Origin of the sequence: Micrococcus sp. KRD128, from assembly GCF_017168395.1 — a bacterium.
In the GTDB taxonomy this organism is placed as follows: domain Bacteria; phylum Actinomycetota; class Actinomycetes; order Actinomycetales; family Micrococcaceae; genus Micrococcus; species Micrococcus luteus.
Genome location: NZ_JABFAX010000016.1, coordinates 90,142 through 110,328, shown reverse-complemented (window position 1 = coordinate 110,328; position 20,187 = coordinate 90,142). Strand labels below are relative to the sequence as shown.

At 74.9% G+C, this 20,187-nt stretch carries 18 protein-coding genes; 10 read left to right on the top strand and 8 right to left on the bottom strand.

All coding sequences use genetic code 11. The features are described from left to right. A partial coding sequence (locus tag J1M44_RS08690) for a hypothetical protein (RefSeq protein ID WP_206480851.1) occupies window positions 1-645 on the top strand: 645 nt, incomplete at its 5' end. Between the two features lie 41 nt (window positions 646-686). Here the strand turns inward: J1M44_RS08690 and J1M44_RS08685 are convergent. The 4 genes from J1M44_RS08685 to msrB form a co-directional block, all read right to left on the bottom strand. After that, on the bottom strand, window positions 687-2,858 hold the full coding sequence (locus J1M44_RS08685; protein ID WP_186309371.1) for a 3-hydroxyacyl-CoA dehydrogenase NAD-binding domain-containing protein: 2,172 nt from the start codon (window positions 2,856-2,858) through the stop codon (window positions 687-689). A 76-nt stretch (window positions 2,859-2,934) separates the two neighbouring features. Continuing rightward, window positions 2,935-4,152 (bottom strand): HRDC domain-containing protein, encoded by a 1,218-nt coding sequence (locus J1M44_RS08680; protein ID WP_206480850.1) that lies wholly within the window; start codon window positions 4,150-4,152, stop codon window positions 2,935-2,937. A gap of 71 nt (window positions 4,153-4,223) precedes the next feature. After that, on the bottom strand, window positions 4,224-4,838 hold the full coding sequence (locus J1M44_RS08675) for a DUF3000 domain-containing protein (protein WP_206480849.1): 615 nt from the start codon (window positions 4,836-4,838) through the stop codon (window positions 4,224-4,226). A gap of 75 nt (window positions 4,839-4,913) precedes the next feature. Further along, window positions 4,914-5,429, bottom strand: coding sequence for a peptide-methionine (R)-S-oxide reductase MsrB (msrB, locus tag J1M44_RS08670; protein ID WP_065573132.1), 516 nt, complete (start codon window positions 5,427-5,429; stop codon window positions 4,914-4,916). Window positions 5,430-5,516: 87 nt separating this feature from the next. On the opposite strand from msrB, the gene J1M44_RS08665 reads away from it, so the two are divergent. Then, the gene (locus J1M44_RS08665) at window positions 5,517-6,917 is read left to right on the top strand and encodes an alpha/beta hydrolase family protein (RefSeq protein ID WP_206480848.1); all 1,401 of its coding nucleotides are present in this window, start codon (window positions 5,517-5,519) and stop codon (window positions 6,915-6,917) included. 6 nt (window positions 6,918-6,923) lie between these two features. On the opposite strand, the gene J1M44_RS11975 is transcribed toward J1M44_RS08665, so the two are convergent. Together J1M44_RS11975 and J1M44_RS11970 are read right to left on the bottom strand one after the other, a co-directional pair. Beyond that, the gene (locus tag J1M44_RS11975) at window positions 6,924-8,273 is read right to left on the bottom strand and encodes a M3 family metallopeptidase (RefSeq protein ID WP_342356585.1); all 1,350 of its coding nucleotides are present in this window, start codon (window positions 8,271-8,273) and stop codon (window positions 6,924-6,926) included. Between the two features lie 53 nt (window positions 8,274-8,326). Next, window positions 8,327-9,028, bottom strand: a complete 702-nt coding sequence (locus J1M44_RS11970; RefSeq protein WP_342356584.1) for a hypothetical protein — start codon at window positions 9,026-9,028, stop codon at window positions 8,327-8,329. Window positions 9,029-9,127: 99 nt separating this feature from the next. Between J1M44_RS11970 and J1M44_RS08655 the strand changes: the two genes are divergently transcribed. From J1M44_RS08655 to J1M44_RS08620, 8 genes are all read left to right on the top strand, one after another. Next, the gene (locus tag J1M44_RS08655; RefSeq protein ID WP_065573129.1) at window positions 9,128-9,889 is read left to right on the top strand and encodes a YebC/PmpR family DNA-binding transcriptional regulator; all 762 of its coding nucleotides are present in this window, start codon (window positions 9,128-9,130) and stop codon (window positions 9,887-9,889) included. A 47-nt stretch (window positions 9,890-9,936) separates the two neighbouring features. After that, window positions 9,937-10,572, top strand: a complete 636-nt coding sequence (gene ruvC / locus J1M44_RS08650; RefSeq protein ID WP_053090895.1) for a crossover junction endodeoxyribonuclease RuvC — start codon at window positions 9,937-9,939, stop codon at window positions 10,570-10,572. Between the two features lie 80 nt (window positions 10,573-10,652). Continuing rightward, the gene (gene ruvA / locus J1M44_RS08645) at window positions 10,653-11,297 is read left to right on the top strand and encodes a Holliday junction branch migration protein RuvA (RefSeq protein ID WP_144823953.1); all 645 of its coding nucleotides are present in this window, start codon (window positions 10,653-10,655) and stop codon (window positions 11,295-11,297) included. Beyond that, on the top strand, window positions 11,294-12,316 hold the full coding sequence (ruvB, locus tag J1M44_RS08640; RefSeq protein ID WP_049159124.1) for a Holliday junction branch migration DNA helicase RuvB: 1,023 nt from the start codon (window positions 11,294-11,296) through the stop codon (window positions 12,314-12,316). Before ruvA ends, ruvB begins: the two co-directional genes overlap by 4 nt. A gap of 59 nt (window positions 12,317-12,375) precedes the next feature. After that, window positions 12,376-12,843, top strand: a complete 468-nt coding sequence (gene yajC / locus J1M44_RS08635; RefSeq protein ID WP_002857067.1) for a preprotein translocase subunit YajC — start codon at window positions 12,376-12,378, stop codon at window positions 12,841-12,843. Between the two features lie 70 nt (window positions 12,844-12,913). Then, the gene (gene secD / locus J1M44_RS08630) at window positions 12,914-14,740 is read left to right on the top strand and encodes a protein translocase subunit SecD (protein ID WP_065573127.1); all 1,827 of its coding nucleotides are present in this window, start codon (window positions 12,914-12,916) and stop codon (window positions 14,738-14,740) included. After that, window positions 14,737-15,777 carry a protein translocase subunit SecF gene (secF, locus tag J1M44_RS08625; protein WP_002857063.1) on the top strand — a complete coding sequence of 347 codons (1,041 nt, stop codon included), beginning with the start codon at window positions 14,737-14,739 and terminating at the stop codon, window positions 15,775-15,777. Before secD ends, secF begins: the two co-directional genes overlap by 4 nt. A 136-nt stretch (window positions 15,778-15,913) precedes the next feature. Continuing rightward, window positions 15,914-18,193: a RelA/SpoT family protein gene (locus J1M44_RS08620; protein WP_065573125.1), complete on the top strand. Its 2,280-nt coding sequence runs from the start codon at window positions 15,914-15,916 to the stop codon at window positions 18,191-18,193. Between the two features lie 11 nt (window positions 18,194-18,204). On the opposite strand, the gene J1M44_RS08615 is transcribed toward J1M44_RS08620, so the two are convergent. Together J1M44_RS08615 and J1M44_RS08610 are read right to left on the bottom strand one after the other, a co-directional pair. Continuing rightward, a complete protein-coding gene (locus J1M44_RS08615) occupies window positions 18,205-18,822 on the bottom strand; it encodes a hypothetical protein (RefSeq protein ID WP_049159132.1) in 618 nt (205 codons plus the stop codon). An 85-nt stretch (window positions 18,823-18,907) separates the two neighbouring features. Beyond that, the coding region (locus J1M44_RS08610; protein WP_241252943.1) for a DUF349 domain-containing protein at window positions 18,908-20,187 on the bottom strand (1,280 nt) is incomplete at its 5' end.

Here is a 20,187-nt window from a genome sequence, read left to right as displayed (position 1 = left end):
GCCCCGCGCCCCACCGGCGCCGCCCGCTTCGACCTCACCCCCTTCGAGCGGTGGGAGGCCGTAACCCTCGACAACGTGCACGTCGGCTTCCTGCACCGGGTGCTGGAGGACGGCGTGCTGACCACCCGGACGGGCTTCGCCCCCACGCCCGCCCAGCGCGCCGCCCGCGGTGGACTGCCCGAGCGCTACCTCGCCCAGACGCAGGTCGGCTTCACGCCCGACGGCGACGGCTGGGCCTGGACGACCCACGAGGACTCCGCCGGCGCCCAGCGGGTGCGCATCGACCGCGAGCGGGCCGGCATCGACGCCGCGGTGCTGCCCTCGTACGCGGAGTACCTCCTCCTCGCCCGGGTGGCCGCCGAAGGCCCGCTCGCCGTGGACCGGCTCGAGGAGGCCTCGCCCCTGCAGGGCGGGCTGCGCGTGCCCCGCGCCGAGCTGCGCCCGGCGGACGCGGGCGGGTCGGACGTGCGGGTGGCCGTCGTCGCAGACGGCGTGGAGCTGGGGGCGCACCTCGTGCGCGAAGGCGCCGTGGTCGCCTCCGACTGGGGCGGGGGCACCGCCTCGACCCCCGTGGCCGACCGGGCCGCGGCGACCGCCGGGCTCGACGCGCACGTGGCGACGTTCGCCGGGCTGCCGATCGCCTGAGCCGTGGGCCGGGCCGTCGCGGACGGCCCGGCCCGGGCCGGTCAGGCCTGCGCGGCCGGGTGGAAGCGCCGCCCGTTCACCCGCTCGGCGGCCCCGCAGTCGTCCAGGTACGGCGTGATGCCGCCCAGGTGAAGAGGCCAGCCGGCACCGAGGATCATGCACAGGTCCACGTCCTCGGGGGCCGCGACGACGCCCTCGTCCAGGAGCAGGCCGATCTCCTCGGCCAGCGCGTCCTCGACCCGGCGCAGCAGCTCCTCGGGGGCCTGCGGGGTCGAGCCCTGCTCCAGCAGGGCCGCGGTCGCCTCCGGGATCTGCTCGCCGGTCGCGCCGGCGGCCTCCTCGTCGCGCCGGTCCGGGCGGACGTCCTTGGCCCAGATCGCGGTCTTGCCGGCGTCGATCAGGCGCTGCAGGTTCGCCGAGACCGGGAAGCGCTCCGCGCCGAAGGACGCGGAGAGGGACTCGGACACGTGCTGGGCCACGGGGAGGCCGACCATGGCCAGCAGGGTGAACGGCGTCATCGGCAGGGCCAGCGGGTCCACCGCGTGGTCGGCCTCGTGCGCGTCGGTGCCCTCGTCGAAGGAGTTCTGCACCTCGCCCATCATGCGCAGCAGGACACGGTTGACCACGAACGCGGTCGCGTCGTGGACGAGCACGCCGGTCTTGCGCAGCCGGCGGGTCAGCTCGAACGCGGTGGCCACGACCTCGTCCGTCGTCGCCTCGGTCCGCACGATCTCCACGAGCAGCATGACCGCCACCGGGTTGAAGAAGTGGAAGCCCACGAGGCGCTCGGGACGCTCGAGGACCTCGGCCATGGCGGCCACGGACAGGCTCGAGGTGTTGGTCATCAGGATGGCGTCCTCACGCACGATGCCCTCGAGCTCGCGGAAGACGGTGCGCTTGACCTCGAGCTCCTCGAAGACGGCCTCGATGACGACGTCGGCGTCCGCGTACACCGCCTTGTCCGTGTCCGCGGTGATCAACCCGGCCAGGGCCTCGCCGTCCTCGGCGGAGAGCCGACCACGGGAGACCATCTTCTCGACCTGCGCGCGCACGCCCGCCAGGCCGCGCTCGACACGCTCGGCGTCGACGTCCGTCATCACGACGGGCACCCGCAGGTGCCGGGCGAAGACGAGGGCGAGCTGGCCGGCCATCAGGCCCGCACCGACGATGCCGACCTTCCGGACCTCGCGGGCGAGCTCGCGGCCCGGGTCCCCGGCGGGGCGCTTGGCGCGGCCCTGGACGAGGCCGAGGAACGCGTACACGGTGCGGCGGAACTCGGGGGAGTGCAGCAGCGTCCCGAGGGCGTCCGCCTCGGCCTGGGCGGACTCGGCGCGGGTGCGCGTGCGGGCCCCGGTGAACAGGGCCTCCAGGTGACGGCGCGCCGGCAGGTGGCGACCGGGACGGGCGGCCTGCAGCCGCTCCAGCGCCTCCAGGGCGCGGTCCCAGGCGGCGTCGGACACGTCGCGGTCGCGGTGGGCGGCCAGTTCGGCCGCCACGGACTCATCCCCGGCGACCAGGGCGGCGGCGAGCTCCAGGCCCGCGTCGAGGAGGTCCCCCTCGACGATCCGGTCCATGAGCCCCAGCCCGTGCGCCGCGCGGGCGTCGAGCATGCGGTTGTCGTCGAGGGGGTTCTTCAGCACGACGTCGACGGCGGCCTCCGGGCCGATCAGATGGGGCACGCGCCACACGCCGGACCAGCCGGGGATCAGGCCCAGCCGGACCTCGGGCAGGCCGAAGCCCTTCGCATCGGCGGCCACCACGCGGTGTCCGGCGGCCAGGGCCAGCTCGAGGCCGCCGCCGAGGGCGAGCCCGTTCACGAGCGCGACCGTGGGGATCTCGAGGGCCGCGAGCCGGTCGTAGACGGCGTGGCCGAGCAGGGCCAGGTCGCGGCCGACGTCGCCGGTGATGCCCGCGATCAGGGACAGGTCCGCCCCGGCCGCGAAGGTCCCCTCCACACCGGTCACGGCCAGGGCCTGGATCTCGCCCGCCGCGGCCCGGGCGGCCTGCTCGTCGAGGACCCGGCCGAGGCCGAGGAGCGTGGCCGGGCCCAGGGTCGCGGGCCGGCGGGGTCCCTGTCCGTTGTCCAGCGTGAGCAGCGCGAGCGTGCCTGCGCCCTCGGGCAGGGCGTGGTCGGTCACGGTGACGGCGGTGACGACCTCATCCGGGGCCAGGGCGGGCAGGTGGTCGAAGGAAGCAAGAGAAACGGATGTCATGCGGCTCACACTACCGGCGGGTAGCCTCCGCGTCGACGCGGCGCGACGGGCCGATCCGGCGGGCCGCGACGGGGGCTCAGGCGTCGGCGGGATCGGGGTCCAGCAGCGCGACCGTGACGATCGCGCCGACGTTCTCCACCTGCCACGGACGCGCGCCCCGATCACCCCCGAGACCGTGGACGCGTTCCTGACGGAGCGCGTCCGGGGTGAGGAGGTTCTCGGTGGGCATCCCCAGCTGTTCGGCCCGTCGGGCGACGCGGGCCTTGGCCGTGCGCAGGCGGCGGTCCGCCACCGGGTCCCGGTCCTTCCAGGCCCGGGGTGGGGGCGGGCCGTCCCCGGTGCGGATCTGCGCCGCGGGGGCGTCGCCCCGCTCGGCGTCCTCGACGCCGGCCCGGATCGCGGCGATCCAGCGCGGGGCCTCGCGGCTCGCGGCGCGGCCGTGGAAGCCGGAGGTCTGGCGCAGGGCGGGGACGGTGCGCGGCAGGGCGGCCGCGGCGGCGACGATCGACCGGTCCGGGATGAGCCGGCCGGGGGCGACGTCGCGGTGGCGGGCGAGGTCCTCGCGGGCCTCCCACAGGCGCTTGAGGACCGCGCGCTGCACGGGGCGGCGCAGCGTCTGGGAGCCCGAGGTGCCGCGCCAGGGGTCCTTCTTCGGCGCGGGCGGCGCGGCCGTGCGCACGTGCTCGAACTCCTGCTCGGCCCACGCGAGCTTGCCGTCGGCCTCGAGGCGCGCGATCAGGGCCTCACGCAGCGGGACGAGCAGCTCGACGTCGAGCGCCGCGTAGGCGAGCATCGCCTCGGGCAGCGGACGCACCGACCAGTCGGCGGCCGAGTGCTCCTTGGCGAGGGTGACCCCCAGCAGCTCCTCCAGGACCGCGGCCAGGCCGACGCGCGGCAGGCCTGCCACCCGGGCCGCGAGCTCGGTGTCGAACAGCCGATCGGGGCGCAGCCCCTGCTCGGCCAGGCAGGGCAGGTCCTGGCTGGCCGCGTGCAGGATCCACTCGACGCCCGCGAGGGCCTCCTGCAGCGGGGCCAGCCCGTCGAGGGCCTCGGGGTCGACGAGCCAGATGCCGGCGCCCTCGCGCTTGAGCTGGACGAGCATGGCCCGCTGGCCGTACCGGATCCCGGAGGCGCGCTCCGCGTCGACGGCGACGGGCCCGGTCCCCGCGGCCAGCGCCGCGGCGCAGGCCTCCAGGCCCGCGCGGGTGTCGGTGAGCCGGGGGACTCCACCGGCCGGTGTGGCGATCAGCCGCGGGGGCGCGTCCGGGACGGCCGTCTCGGGGGCGTCGGTCATGCTGCTCCTGTTCGGGGAGGTCGGGGCGGGGACGGGCCGGGGCCCGGTGCGCCGGAGGCGCGGGCGTGCGGTCAGGGGCCGGCCGTGGAGACGTCCGCGGCGTGCTCCGGCGGCAGGCCGGCGAACGCGCAGATCATGTCCGACCACGCCTCCAGATGCGAGCCGAGGTCCCGCGGGGCCGGGGTCCACGAGGCGCGCAGCTCGATGTCGGTGGTGTCCGGGGCCGCACTGAGCGTCCCGAAGCCCTCCGCGATGCTGCGCGTCGCGGTGCCGCCGGCGTGGGAGTGCTCGGCGTGGCGGCGCTCGAGCGCCTCCACGAGCCACGTCCACGCGACGGCGCCGGCCAGCTGGTCCAGCGCGACGTCCGGTTCCAGGCTCGCACGGATCCAGGTCACCGCCCGGAACCCGCCCGGCCACCGGGCGTCCGGGGCCGGGTCGTGCAGGAGGACGAACCGCCCCGTGGCCAGCACGCCGCCGGTCGCACCCGGCCCGCCGCACACGTCGGCGGCGAGGGCGACGGCGAAGGGCGCCTGCCCCTCGGCCGCCGGGATCTCCCGCAGCCGCACCTCGGTCCGCGGCCGCGCATCGCGCAGGTCCGCCAGGGCACGCCGGAACACCCCCGGCGGCACGGGCGCCTCGACCGCCCCGGGGGCGGCGGCGAGGCGACGGGGCCCGATCACGCTCATGCCCGTCAGCCTAGGCCGCGGGGCCCACCGGGCCACGGGGGCGCGCCGTGGACGCCACGGCGCTCCCGCACCGGCTCAGCGCGCCCCGTCCGGGGCCGCCGCGTCGTCGGCGGGGGCCAGGCGCAGCGAGACCGAGTTGATGCAGTAGCGCAGGTCCGTGGGGGTGTCATAGCCCTCGCCCGCGAAGACGTGACCCATGTGGGAGCCGCACGCCGCGCACCGCACCTCGATCCGCTCCATGCCCAGGGTGGTGTCCTTCAGGTACTCCACCCGGTCCTCCGCGAGCGGCGCGAAGAACGAGGGCCAGCCGCAGTGCGCGTCGAACTTCTCATCCGAGCGGAACAGCTCGGACCCGCACGCCCTGCACGCGTACACGCCCTCCACGTGCGAGTCCCAGTACTCGCCCGTGAAGGGCCGTTCCGTGCCGGCCCGGCGCAGCACCTGGAACTCCTCGGGCGTGAGCCGTCGGGCCCACTCCTCGTCCGTCAGGCGGGCGCCGCCCGGGGCGGCCAGGGTCTGCTCGGGAGCCGGGGCGTCCCGCGCGGGGTCGGGGGTGGGACCGTCATGGAGGGTGTGGTGAGTCTCGGTCATGCCCGGTGCAACGGTCCGCAGCGCCGTCGTGTTCCCGGCCCGCGCCGCATTGGCGGGCGCGCCCGCCCGTGGAGGACAATGGCGCGCATGGCCGCACCACCCCGCCGACCCCGTCCCCACCCCGCCGACCTGCCGCCCGCGCTGGCCGCCGCCGTCGTCATGGCATCCCGGCGGGGCGGGGGCCGCGACTCCCGCGTCCGCCGAGCGGGCCGCCTGGTCCGCCGCGGGGTCACCGGGTCGGTGCGCGGCGGCGTGGCCGTGGCCTCCCCCGCAGCCCGCTGGGCCCCGCCCGTGCTCAGCGTCGCCGCGGCCTCCGCCTTCGTGCTGGCCGGGGCGAGCTCGGCGCTCGCGGGCGTGTTCGCGCGGACCGTGGTGACCCCCGTGCGCCGGCACGCCGAGTCCACGCCGATCCTCGCCGTCGTCGACACGCCCGCCGGGCAGGACGTGATCCTGCGGGCCGACGAGTACACCACCGTGCCCGGCCAGTACTCCCTCACGTTCGACGACGGCGCCGGGTGCGCCCGGATCGGGGAGATCACCTCCTTCGACCCCCGGGACGGCACGGTGCAGCGCGGGGTCGAGGAGGTCTTCTCCGGAGATCTGACGACGGCGACCCGGGGCCGGTTCACCGGCTTCGTCTACCCGACCCCCGCCGACGCCGGGCTCGACGCCGAGGACGTGCAGGTGCCGGTGCCCGGCGGCCACGCCCGCGCATGGCGCATCGCGCCGGGCCCCAGCGAGGACGGCCAACCCCGTCCCGCGGAGGGGCTGTGGGCGGTGATGGTCCACGGCCGCGGCGCGCGCCGCAACGAGGGCATCCGCGCCGTCCCGACCGCCCGCCGCCTGGGCATGACGTCGCTGCTGATCTCCTACCGCAACGACGGCGACGCCCCGGACGCGGCCGACGCCCGCTACGGGCTCGGCACCACCGAGTGGGAGGACGTCGAGGCCGCGATCCGCTACGCCCTGGACCATGGCGCCCGGGACGTCGTCCTCTTCGGCTGGTCCATGGGCGGGGCCGTGGTGCTGCAGACCGTGGACCGCTCCACGCTGGCCCCGCGCGTGCGCGGCGTGGTCCTGACGGGCCCCGTCGTGGACTGGGTGGACGTGCTGCGCCACCAGGCCCGGCTCAACCGGATCCCCGAAGCCGTGGGCCTGCTCGGCCAGTGGCTGCTGGCCAACCGGGCCGGCCGGTTCATCACGGGCCTGGCCGCCCCCGTGGACCTCAAGGCCCTGGACTGGGTGACCCGCGCCGACCACGTGCGCGTGCCCACGCTGATCCTGCACTCCGAGGACGACGAGTACGTGCCCGTCGGCCCCTCGCAGGACCTGGCCGAGCGCAACCCGGACCTGGTGCGGTTCGTCCGCTTCCACCAGGCCCGCCACACCCGGGAGCAGAACGTGGACCCGCGCAAGTGGGACACCGCCGTGCGCGGCTGGCTGCGCGCCGTGCTCAGCGCCCCCCGCCCCGGCGACAGGAGGCGCTGACCGCGCTCAGGCCGCGGCGTCCGCCAGCCCCCGACGGCGCAGCAGCGGCTCGAGCTCGGCGTCCCGGCCGCGGAACGCGCGGTAGGACTCCAGCAGGTCACGCGTGTCGCCCCGCGAGAGCAGCTCGTCCGCGAACCGGCGGCCGTTCTCCCGCGTCATGCCGCCGTGCTCGCGGAACCACTCCACGGCGTCCGCGTCCAGCACCTCGGCCCACACGTAGGAGTAGTACCCGGCCGCATAGCCGCCGCCGAAGATGTGCTTGAAGTAGCCGGTGCCGTAGCGCGGGGGAACCAGGTCCGGGTCGATGCCCGCCTCGATCAGCACCCGGCGCTCGAACGCGGCCGGGTCGGCCGTGGCGGCGTCCACCGTCTCCTCCGTCAGCGAATGCCAGGCCCAGTCCACGAGGGCCGCGCCCAGGTACTCGACCGTGCGGTGCCCCTCGCCCCACAGGTCCGCCGCCTCGAGCCGCTCCAGCGTCCCGGCCGGCAGCGGCTCGCCCGTCTCCACGTGCCGCGCGTACGCGGCCAGCAGGGACGGCTCACGCAGCCACACCTCATTGACCTGCGACGGGAACTCCACGACGTCGCGCGGCACGTTCGTCCCGGTGAGCGAGGCGTACTCGCCCCGGGCCAGCAGTCCGTGCAGGGCGTGGCCGAACTCGTGGAACAGCGTGGTGGTCTCATCCAGCGTCAGCAGGGCCGGACGCCCCGCCGCCGGGGCCGGCACATTCATCGTGGTGAACACCACCGGGCGCTCGCCCAGGGCGTCCGCCCTGTCCCGCACCGTGTGCATCCAGGCACCGCCGGACTTGGTCGGCCGCGCGAACAGGTCCGCGACGAACAGACCCACCCCGGCACCGTCCTCACCCGTCACCTCGAACACCCGGATCCCGGGGCGGTACAGGTGCCGCGCCAGCTCCGGGCGCTCGGCGAACGTGAGGCCGTACAGCGCCGTCGCCGCCGCGAACACGCCCTCCGTCAGCACCCGGTCCAGCTCGAAGTACGGGCGCAGGGCGTCCGCGTCCACCGCGAACTCCTCCCGCGCGTACGCCGCGGACAGCGCCGGCCAGTCCCACGGGGCCACCTCGGCGTTCGCCCGGCCCGCGTGCGCCGCCGCCGTCGCCGCGTCCGCCCGCGCGTTGGCCATCGCCCGCGGCGCCATCGCGGCCAGCAGCTCCTCCACGGCCGCCGTCGACGGCGCCGCCCGGTCCTTCAGCGCCTGCTCGGCCCAGCTCTCCGCCCCCAGCAGCCGCGCCTTGCGCAGCCGCAGCCGCACCATCGCCATCGCCGTCGTCAGCGTCTCGTGCTCCCCGGACCCGCCCCGGCCCGTCGACGCCTCGAACACCTCACGCCGCATGCCCTCGTCCTGCAGGGACGCCAGCCACGGCTGCGACGTGAACAGGGACAGCGTCAGCAGCCACGGGCCCGCCGCCGCGTCCCCGTCCCCGTGCCCTCCCCGTGCCCCGCCTCCGCGGCCGCCCCCGCCGCCGCGGCCAGGTCGTCCTCGCTCAGGCCGGCCAGGCGCTCGCGGTCCGTGACCAGCACGGCGCGGGCGGCGGTGTCCGCGACGAGGCGGCGCGTGTAGGCGGCCGAGAGGGACGCCAGCTCCGTGTTGATCCCGCGCAGCTCCTCGCGCGCGGCCTCGTCCAGGTCCGCCCCCGCCAGGGAGAGGCGCAGGCGCAGCGTCTCCAGCAGGCGGGCGTCCTCGCCGGTGAGGCCGCCGTCATCGATCGCCGCGACGCGCGCCGCCAGCCGCGGGTCCAGCAGGATCGCGTCCTCGTGGGCCGCGAGCTCGGGGGAGAGCTCCTCGGCCAGGGCCTGCCGCGCGTCCGTGCCGTCCGCGCCCACGAGCGTGAAGAACATCGCGGCGGAGCGGCGCAGCAGCTGGCCGGACAGCTCGAGCGCACGGACGGTGTTCTCGAAGGTCGGCGCCGTGGCCGCCCCGAGGATCTGGTCGACCTCGGCCCGCTGGGTCGCCATGCCCGCGCGCACGGCCTCGGCCAGCTGCGCGTCGGAGACGGCGGAGAAGTCGGGCAGCCCGTAGGGCAGGTCGGAGGGGGTCGCCAGCGGGTGGTCGGCGGGCAGGACGGAGGACGCGGAGGTGTGGGTCATGGGCGCGAGTGTAGTCAGCCGTGATCCGCACCACCCCACCGGGCGTCGCTAGACTGGGCGGTCGAGCCAGCAGACGAGATCCAGACCTGAGGAGGCGTGATGTCAGGACATTCCAAGTGGGCGACCACCAAGCACAAGAAGGCCGTCATCGACGCGCGACGCGCCAAGGCGTTCGCGAAGTACATCAAGAACATCGAGGTCGCGGCGCGGGCCGGCGGCCCCGACGTCGCCGGCAACCCCGCGCTCGACCTGGCCGTGTCCAAGGCCAAGAAGGCCTCGGTGCCCAACGACAACATCGACCGCGCCGTCAAGCGCGGCGCCGGCCTGACCGGCGAGGTCATCGACTACGCCGAGATCATGTACGAGGTCCGCGGCCCCCAGGGCTCGGCGCTGCTGGTCGAGTGCCTGACCGACAACAAGAACCGCGCCGCCGCGGAGGTGCGCGCGGCCGTCACCCGCAACGGCGGCACCATGGCGGACTCCGGCTCCGTCTCCTTCCTCTTCGAGCGCAAGGGCCTCGTGCGCCTGCCCGCCGAGGGCAACACCGAGGACGGCCTGCTCGAGGCCGTGCTCGAGGGCGGCGCCGACGCCGAGGAGGTCGTCCTCTCCGGCGAATCCTTCGAGATCCTCTCGGACCCCTCTGACCTGCAGTCCGTGGCCAAGGCCCTCGACGAGGCGGGCGTGGAGTACGAGTCCGACGAGCTCGAGTTCGTCCCCACCATGAAGGTGGAGCTGGACGCGTCGGGCGCCCGGACCTTCCTCCGGCTGACCGATGCCCTCGAGGACCTCGACGACGTCCAGAACGTCTTCTCGAACGTGGACATCGCCCCCGAGGTCCTCGCCGAGCTCGACGAGGACTGATCGCGCTGAGCGCGCGCCGGCCCGCCGACGTCGTCCGGATCCTCGGGGTGGACCCGGGGCTCACCCGCTGCGGGATCGCCGTGGTGGACGTGGACGCGCGACGTCGGGCCGCGCTCGTCCACGTCGAGGTCGCGGGCACCCCGCCCACCGCCTCCCTGGATCAGCGGCTCCTGCGCATCGACGAGGCCGTCTCCGCGGTCCTCGTCGCGCACCGGCCCGACCGCGCCGCCGTCGAGCGCATGTTCGCGAACACGAACACGCCGACCGTGCTGGGCACGGCCCAGGCCGCGGGCGTGGCGATCGCCGCGGCCGCACGCGCCGGCGTCCCCGTGGGCCTGCACACCCCCTCCGAGGTCAAGGCCGCCGTCACCGGACACGGCGACGCGGGCAAGGAGCAGGTCACCACGATGGTCACCCGGATCCTCCGCCTCGACGCCCCGCCGCGCCCGGCCGACGCCGCCGACGCCCTCGCCCTGGCCATCGCCCACGGCTGGCGCGGCACCGCCCTCGGCGCCGCCGCCGGCCAGACCGGCCTCGACACCGCGGACCTCGCCTCCCGTGCGGGGCGCTCGCAGTTCGCCGCCAAGGCGCCCGCGCGCGCCCGCCCGCGGGGCCAGCTCACCGCCGCGCAGCGGGCCTGGCTCGACGCCGAGCGCTCGGCGGGCGGCGGGCGACGCCGGTAGGCCGCTGCCACGTCGGCGTTCGATGATATGTTCGAATCCGCGCCGACCGGCGTCCGTCCGTCCCGACAGGAGGGCCCCTCATGATCGCCTCGCTCAGCGGCACCGTGGAGCACGTGGCCCTCGACCGGGCGGTCATCGCCGTCGGCGGCCTGGGCGTGCAGTTCTCCGCCACCCCGCAGACGCTGGCCACCCTGCACGAGGGCCGGCCGGGGGCCGTGCAGACCCACCTCGTGGTCAAGGAGGACGCCCTGACCCTCTACGGCTTCGCGGACCGTGACGAGCGCGAGGTGTTCGAGGTGCTCATCACGGCCAACGGCGTGGGTCCCCGCCTCGCCCTGGCGATCCTCTCCGTCCACCACCCCGAGGCCGTGCGCCGGGCGGTCACCGAGGAGGACGAGAAGACCCTCACCCGCGTGCCCGGCATCGGGCCGAAGATGGCGCGCAAGATCATCGTCGAGCTCTCCGGCCGCCTCGCGCCCACCGGGGAGCCGGTGCCCGAGGAGGAGGCCCAGGTGAGCGACGAGCCGGCCGTCGAGACGGTCTGGCACGCCGACGTCGTGCAGGCGATGGCCGGCCTGGGCTGGTCCGAGAAGGAGGCGCTCAAGGCCGTCGAGGCCACCGTGGCGGCCCGCCCGGAGCTGGACGAGGGCCGGGACGTCGCCGCGCTGCTGCGCGCCACCCTGCGCGACGTCGGCATGGCCGGCTCTGTGCGAGGCGGACGATGAGCGCGGAGTCCTCGCCGCTGTCCGCGGCGGCCGTCGACCCGGAGGAGCGTCGGCTCGAGGCCGCGCTGCGCCCCAAGCACCTGGACGAGTTCGTGGGCCAGATGCGCGTGCGCGAGCAGCTGGACCTCATGCTCGCCTCCGCCCGGCTGCGCGACCGCGCCGCGGACCACGTCCTGCTCTCCGGTCCGCCCGGGCTCGGCAAGACCACGCTGGCGATGATCGTGGCCGCGGAGATGAACGCCCCCCTGCGGCTGTCCTCCGGCCCCGCGATCCAGCACGCGGGCGACCTCGCGGCCATCCTGTCCTCGCTCACCGAGGGCGAGGTGCTCTTCCTCGACGAGATCCACCGGATGTCCCGCCCGGCGGAGGAGATGCTGTACATGGCCATGGAGGACTTCCGGGTGGACATCGTGGTGGGCAAGGGCGCCGGCGCCACCTCGATCCCGCTCGAGCTGCCGCCCTTCACGCTCGTCGGCGCCACCACGCGGGCCGGCCTCCTGCCGGGGCCGCTGCGCGACCGCTTCGGCTTCACGGGCCATCTGGACTTCTACACCGAGGAGGAGCTCGAGCGCGTCCTGCGCCGCTCCGCCCTGCTGCTGGACATGCGGCTGGCCACGGAGGGGTACCGGCAGATCGCCCGGCGCTCGCGCGGCACCCCGCGCATCGCCAACCGCTTGCTGCGTCGCGTGCGGGACTGGGCGCTCGTGAAGGGGCTGGCCGAGGTCGGCGCGCACGACGCCGCCGCCGCCCTGGACATGTACGACGTCGACGGGCGCGGCCTGGACCGGCTCGACCGGTCCGTGCTCACCGCCCTGTGCACCACGTTCGGCGGCGGGCCCGTGGGTCTCAGCACGCTGGCCACCGCCGTGGGGGAGGAGGCCGAGACCGTGGAGACCGTGGCTGAGCCCTTCCTCATCCGCGAGGGCATGGTGGCCCGCACCCCCCGTGGCCGCGTCGCACTGCCGGGGGCCTGGGAGCACCTGGGCATCGCCGCCCCGGAGGCCACGCCGGGACCGTGACGCCCAGGGCGGGCCCTACACTGGACAGGCCCGCCCACCCCGAGCATCAGGAGTCCCCCATGCCCGTCGCCACCGCCGCGACCCTGCCCGTGATCGCCCAGCAGGCCCAGGGGGGTGGCGGCAGCCTGCTCATGCTCATCGCCTTCGCCCTGCTCGCGGTGATGCTCTTCCTCTCCTTCCGCAAGGGCAAGAAGATGCAGCAGCAGCAGGCGCAGATGCGCAGCACCCTCGCCCCGGGCGTCGAGGTCATGACCGGCGCCGGCATCTTCGGCACCGTCGTGGCCGTGGACACCGAGGGCCAGCGGGTGACGCTGGAGACCGCCCCGGGCACCCGCATGGACGTGCACCTGCAGGGCATCACCACCGTCGTGGAGCCCGAGACGGCCGCCGCGTCCGAGGCCCCGGCCGGCGTCGACCCCGCCGCCGCGCCCACCGCGGACCCGTCGCGTCTGGATGACGCCCCCGGCACCGAGTACCGCGCCGACGACGCCGCCGACCCGCGTCCGCGCCGCGACGACCTGGCCTGAGGCCCACCCACCCCAGCACACGCGGCCCCGCCTGGCGGGGCCGCTCGGATGTGACGGAAGCACCTGAGCAATGGCGAAGAGAACACCCACCGGCTCCGCCGGGCGCACCCTGGCCTGGCTGGCCGCCCTCCTCGTGGTCCTGGCCGCGATCCTCGGCGGCGGCGTGGCCTCCGGCGCGGCCTCCTGGGCTCCCAAGCTCGCCCTCGACCTCGAGGGCGGCACGCAGATGGTGCTGGCCCCCGAGACCTCGACGGGCGAGTCCGTCACCCCCGAGCAGCTGGACCAGGCCGTGGAGATCATCCGCCAGCGTGTGGACGGCTCCGGCGTGGCCGAGGCGGAGGTCGCCACGCAGGGCTCCCAGAACGTGGTCGTCTCCCTGCCCGGGGTCCCGGACGAGGAGACCCGCCGCCTGATCCAGGCGTCCGCGGACATGCAGTTCCGCCCCGTGCTGCAGTCCGGCCCGGGGGAGGCCACCCCCGAGGACCAGCGCCTTCCCGAAGACCAGCTGCCGAAGCCCGACGGGGAGCCGGCGGACGCCTACGACCCGAACTGGGTCACCCCGGCCCTGCTGGCCGAGTTCCAGGCCAAGGACTGCACCGCCCCGCGGGACCCGGCCGCGCCCCCGCCGCCGTCCGACCGGGCGATCGTCGCCTGCCAGCCCTCCGAGGAGCTCGCCGACGGCGTCGTCACGCCGGCCCAGAAGTACATCCTGGGCCCCGTGGTCATCCCGGGCACCCAGATCAAGGGCGCGTCCAACGGCATGGCCCAGGCCCAGAGCGGCGTCTCCACCAACCAGTGGGTCGTCAACATCGACTTCGACGAGGAGGGCGCCAAGACCTTTACGGAGGTCACCCAGAAGCTCACCCCGTACCCCGAGGGCGACCCGCGCAAGCAGTTCGCGATCCTGCTGGACGGGGACGTGATCTCCGCGCCGCAGTCCAACGTGGTCATCACCAACGGCAGCGCGCAGATCAGCGGCCCCACCCTGAACGAGCAGACGACGGCGCAGCTGGCCGAGCAGCTCAACTACGGCTCCCTGCCGATCTCCTTCTCGATCGAGTCCGAGCAGCAGATCTCCGCCACGCTCGGCCGAGACCAGCTCTTCTGGGGCCTGATCGCCGGCCTGATCGGCCTCGGCCTCGTGGCCGTCTACCAGTTCTTCCAGTACCGGGCCCTGGGCCTGCTGACCTTCGCCTCGATCATCGTGGCGGGCGTGCTGACGTGGCTGGCCATCGCGATCCTGGGCTGGACGGACAACTACCGCCTGTCCCTCGCGGGCATCGCCGGGCTCATCGTGGCGATCGGTCTGACGGCGGACTCGTTCATCGTCTACTTCGAACGCATCAAGGACGAGCTGCGCGCGGGCCACACCGTGCCCGTCGCCGTGCACGAGGGCTGGAAGCGCGCCCAGCGGACGATCACCGCGTCCAAGGCCGTGAACCTGCTGGCCGCCGTCGTGCTGTACTTCGTGGCCGTCGGCAACGTGCGCGGCTTCGCGTTCACCCTCGGCCTCACCGCGATCGCCGACCTGATCGTGGTGTTCATGTTCACCCACCCGCTCATGGTGCTGCTGGCCCAGACCCGCTTCGTGGGCGAGGGACACCCGATGTCCGGGCTGGACCCGTCGCTGCTGGGCGGGCCGTCCCTGTATCAGGGCGCCGGCCGCGTCCGCGAGCCCGCCCCCGCCCCCCGCACCGGGGTTCCGGCGGAGGACTCCGACGAGCCGGCCGACGCCGACGACGCGGCGACCGCCGACGCCCCGCGGCCGCTCGCCGCGACGGGCGCCCCCCGCGCGGGCTCGTCCGCCCGGGGCGGCCGCCGCTCACGCACCGCGCCGCCCATGACGATCGCCGAGCGACGCCGCGCCGAGCGCCGCCGCCAGGAGGAGGACCAGTGAACCGCTTCGCCGACTGGGGCAACGCCCTCTACTCGGGCCGCATCTCCTACCCGTTCATCCAGCGCTGGCGGCGGTGGTTCGCCCTCGCCGCCCTGCTGCTCGTCCTCGCCGGCGGCCTGACCGCCCTGCGCGGCGGCTTCAACCTCGGCATCGAGTTCCGGGGCGGCTCCGAGTTCACCGTCTCGCAGACGGCCTCCACCGACGTGGCCGCGGGCGAGCGCGCCGTGACCGACGTGCTGGCCGACGGCCACGCCACCGTCACGAACGTCGCCCCGGGCACCGTGCGCGTCCAGACCGAGCAGCTCGACGACGCCCAGACCCGAGCCGTGGCCGCGAACCTGCAGGAGGCCTACGGCGTGGGCCAGGACCAGGTGACCTCGACCTTCGTGGGACCGACCTGGGGCGACGCCGTGTCGCAGCAGGCCCTGATCGGCCTGGTGATCTTCGTGGTGCTCGTGACCCTGTTCATGGCCGTGTACTTCCGCACCTGGAAGATGTCCCTGGCCGCCGTGCTCGGCATGCTCTACGTGGTCGCGCTGACCGCCGGCATCTACGGCGCCACCGGCTTCGAGATCACGCCGTCGGCCATCATCGGCTTCCTCACGATCCTGTCCTACGCGCTCTACGACACCGTGGTGGTCTTCGACAAGATCCGCGAGAACACGATCGGGGCCGAGGAGGACCCGGAGCGCTCCTTCGTCGAGAACGTGAACCTCGCGGTGAACCAGACGCTCGTCCGGTCCATCACCACCTCCGTCGTCGGCATCCTGCCGGTCGGCTCGATCCTGTTCATCGGCGCGGGGCTGCTCGGTGCCGGAACGCTGCGGGACATCGCGCTCGCGCTGTTCGTGGGCATCATCGTGGGCACCCTGTCCACCCTGTTCCTCCAGGCGCCGCTGTACGCCCTGCTGCGCCGCAACGACGCGGACGTGCGCGACCACGACGCCCGCGCCGCGGCCCGCGCCGCCCGGGAGCGTGGCTCCGACACGGTCACCGATCCCGACGTCGCCCCCTGGGACGACGGCGCGCGACTCTGACGGAGCCGCTGCGGCTCCGGTGCACCTGCCACCGGGCCCGGCGGTCTTTCTGGGGCGGGGCGGGACGGGCGCGGGTAGACTCGCCGATCATCCCGGCCGGAGCGGTCGGGGCCGCACGAGTCAGGAGGCGTGGCCCATGAGCGAACAGGACCCCACTCCCGTCCCGGTCCGGCCCCGCAGCCGGATCGCACGCCTGACCGGCCGGCACGCCACCGAGTACTCGCCCCTGCTCGAGCCGCTGATGCGCACGGTGCGGCAGCGAGCCACCAAGACCGAGCTGGCCGACATCGTCCGCGCCTTCGAGGTCGCCCGCGCGGCACACGAGGGGCAGATGCGGCGCTCCGGGGACCCGTACATCACCCACCCCGTCGCGGTCGCCACGATCCTCGCCGAGATCGGCGTGACCGGCCCGACTCTCCTGGCGGCCCTGCTGCACGACACCGTCGAGGACACGGACTACTCCCTGGAGCGCCTGCGCGCCGACTTCGGCTCCGACGTCGCCCTCCTCGTGGACGGCGTGACCAAGCTGGACAAGGTGACCTACGGCGCCGCGGCGCAGGCCGAGACCGTGCGCAAGATGGTCATCGCAATGGCCCAGGACGTGAACGTCCTGCTCATCAAGCTCGCCGACCGGCTGCACAACGCGCGGACGTGGCGGTACGTCTCCCCGGAGTCCAGCGCGCGCAAGGCCCAGGAGACCCTGGACATCTACGCCCCGCTGGCCCACCGGCTCGGCATGAACACCGTCAAGTGGGAGCTCGAGGACCTCTCCTTCGCCGCCCTCAAGCCCAAGATGTACGCGGAGATCGTGCGCCTCGTGGGGGAGCGGAACCCGGAGCGGGAGAAGCACATCGCGGCGCTGCGCACCGTGATCGAGGAGCATCTGCGCGAGCACCGGATCCGGGCGACCGTCACCGGACGGCCGAAGCACTACTACTCGATCTACCAGAAGATGGTGACGCGCGGGAAGGACTTCGACGACATCCACGACCTGACGGGCATCCGGGTGCTCGTGGACTCCGTGCGTGACTGCTACGCCGTGCTCGGCGTGATCCACGCCCGCTGGAACCCGGTCCCGGGCCGGTTCAAGGACTACATCGCGGTCCCGAAGCTGAACATGTACCGCTCCCTGCACACCACGGTGATGGTGCCGGGCGGCAAGCCGGTGGAGATCCAGATCCGCACGCAGGAGATGCACCGCCAGGCCGAGTACGGCGTCGCCGCGCACTGGCGGTACAAGGCCCAGGCCGCCGGCCAGGCACCGGTGCAGGCCACACCGGCCTGGCTGCGCTCGGTGATGGACTGGCAGGCGGACACCCGGGACCCGGACGAGTTCCTCGCCTCGCTGCGCACCCAGATCGGGGCGGACGAGGTGTACGTCTTCACGCCGAAGGGGGAGATCCGCACCCTGCCGGCCGGCTCCACGCCCGTGGACTTCGCCTACGCCATCCACACCGACGTCGGCCACCGCACCATCGGTGCCCGGGTCAACGGCAAGCTCGTCCCGCTGTCCACGCCGCTGAGCCACGGCGACACCGTGGAGGTCTTCACCTCGCGCGCCGAGGACGCGGGCCCGAGCCGGGACTGGCTGGGCTTCGTGGTCTCGCCACGGGCCCGGTCCAAGATCCGTCACCACTTCGCCACGCAGCGTCGCGGCGAGCAGGCCGACCGGGGACGCGAGTCGCTGACCCGTCAGCTGCGCAAGGCCGGCATGGCCGTGCAGCACGTGCTCGGCGGCGAGGAGCTGGTGCAGGTGGCCACGGATCTCGGCTACGCGGACCTCGATGGGCTGTTCGTGGCCCTCGGCGATGGTCACGTGTCCGCGCAGTCCGTGCAGGAACGCGTCGCGGAGCGCCTCGCCCCGCCGACGCCGACGCAGGCCGAGCCGGAGGGCGAGCTGACCGTCGGCGAGGTGGACCTGCAGGAGCTGGTCCCGGCACAGGCGCGGCGCGCCCCCGCGCGGGCCACCAACGACGCCGGCGTGCTCGTGGACGGCGACGGCGGTGTCATGGCCAAGCTGGCCCGGTGCTGCAACCCTGTGCCGCCGGACGCCATCGACGGGTTCGTCACCCGCGGCTCCGGGGTCTCCGTGCACCGGGTCGACTGTCCGAACCTGGCGACCCTGCTCGAGCAGGAGCCGGAGCGGCGCACCCCGGTCAGCTGGGCGCCGTCGCGGGACACCGTCTACCTGGTCGAGATCCAGATCGAGGCGCTGGACCGCAAGTCGCTGCTCTCCGACGTCACACGGGTCCTCTCCGAGAACCACGTGAACATCCTCTCGGCCTCCGTGAACACCACCCGCGACCGCGTGGCGATGAGCCGGTTCGTCTTCGAGATGGGCGACCCCCGGTTCCTCGGCCACGTGATCGACGCGGTGCGCCGCATCGACGGCGTCTTCGACGTGCACCGCACCTGAGCCTGACGGCCTCAGTCGGGGACGTCCAGCGCCGCCAGCAGGGCGCCCAGCCGGCGCCTGGCCGCCACGACGCCGGCACGGCGGGTCCGGCGGGCCAGCCGCTCCCGCAGCCCGGCGGCGCCGTGGGCGCCGATCACGGCGGCGGCGCGCCGCGCCGCATCCGGGTCCGCGCTGAGCAGCAGGTCTTCGACCGTCCGGGCGGGCGTGGTGACCCGCACGGGGCCGAACCGGAGCACGTCCTGCTCGGCGGGGGCGACGCCCGTGGCATCGGCGGCGACGTCCGACTCGGTGAGCGTCCAGGGCAGCAGGCCCCCGCCGGCGGGGCGCCGGTGGAAGTGCGGCACGGCGGCGTGCAGCCGCCCGGGCGCCGCGCCGCCGGCCAGGATCCAGGCCGCCGACGGGCCGATCGCGGTCCAACCGGCGGCCAGGAGCGGGCCGCCGAGGGTCCACAGGGCAGCGGCCCGGACCGCGGGGTCGTCCGCCGCGTCCGGCCGCGCCCACACTCCGGGCAGCAGCGGCCGCACGGCGCCCCGCGCGCCGAGCGCCTGCAGCTCCGGCTCCGTGAAGGGGTCGCCCGCCAACACGAGCGCCCCGGTCGGGGCGGTCTCCTCGATCGTCACGGTCGTCATGCCCGGAGCCTGCCAGAGACGAGGACGCCCCCGCGGCCGCCTGTGGACAGGCGGGCCGCGGGGGCGTGCTCGAGACGCGTGGGGCTCAGCGGAGCTCGGAGGCCGAGGCCTCGAGGGCCTGCTTCCACTGCAGGCGCGCGTCGAGCGCCTCCTGGGCCTTCGTGACGGCGCGCTGGTCGCCCTGGGCCTGGGCCCGGGCGAGATCCGCCTCGAGCCCGGCGATGGTCTCCTCGAGCTGCGTGAGGGCGGAGTTCGTGCGGGCCTTGGTCTCCGGGTCGGTGCGGCGCCAGTGCTCGTTCTCCGCCTGCTTGAGGGCGTCCTCGAGCTTGCGGAAGCCCTCCTCCATGCGACGGACGTCCCCGCGGGGCACGCGGCCGGCATCCTCCCACCGCCCGCGCAGCTCGTTGAGCGCGCGCCGCCCGGCCTTGACGTCCGTGAAGGGGAGCAGCTTCTGGCCGTCGGCGAGGATCTGCTCCTTCACCTTCAGGTTGGCCCCGTACTCGCGGTCGATCTCCTGGTTCGCGGCCTTGCGGGCGGCGAAGAAGACATCCTGGGCGGCGCGGAAGCGGGCCCAGAGGGCGTCGTCCTCCTTGCGGGAGGCCCGGGGGGCGCGCTTCCACTCGTCCATCAGGTCGCGGTACTTGCCGGCGGTCACGCCCCAGTCGGTGGAGGTGGACAGCTCCTCGGCGCGGGCGATGAGGCGCTCCTTGACCTGCTTGGCCTCGGCCGAGGCGGCGTCCAGCCGGGAGAAGTGGGCGCGGCGGGTCTTGTCGAACGTGGTGCGGGCGCCGCGGAAGCGCTTCCACAGGTCGTCCTCGACCGACTTGGCCAGACGCGGGCCGGCCTTCTGGGCGGCCTTCCACTCCTCGAACAGCTCCGTCATGCGCTGGGACGCGGTCTTCCAGGGCATCCGCTCGGCCGGGGTCTGGGCGAAGGTCTCGGCCTCGGCGACGATGGCCTCGCGGGTGGCCAGCTGCTCGGCCTGGGCGGCCTGCCGGGCCTCCTGTTCCGCGGCGCGGTAGTCGCCCAGGAGGGTCTCCAGGGCCGCCAGGCGGGTGCGGAGGGCGTCCATGTCGCCGACCATGTGGCGCTCGTTCACCGCGGTCGTCATCTGGCCCAGCGCCCGGCCCAGCTCACTCGAGGGGGCGCCGGCGGCGATGCGCTGCTCGAACAGGGCCATCTGGGCGCGCACGTCGTCGTACTTGCGCACGAAGTACGCCAGCGCGTCCTCGGTGCTCGCGTCCGGCACCTGGCCGACCGCGTGCTCCTCCTGCCCGTCCAGCAGCGTGACGTGGCCGTCCTCGCTCACCCGGGCGAACGCGGCGGCCTCCTCCACCGGGGTGGGGGGCACGGTCGGGGCCACGA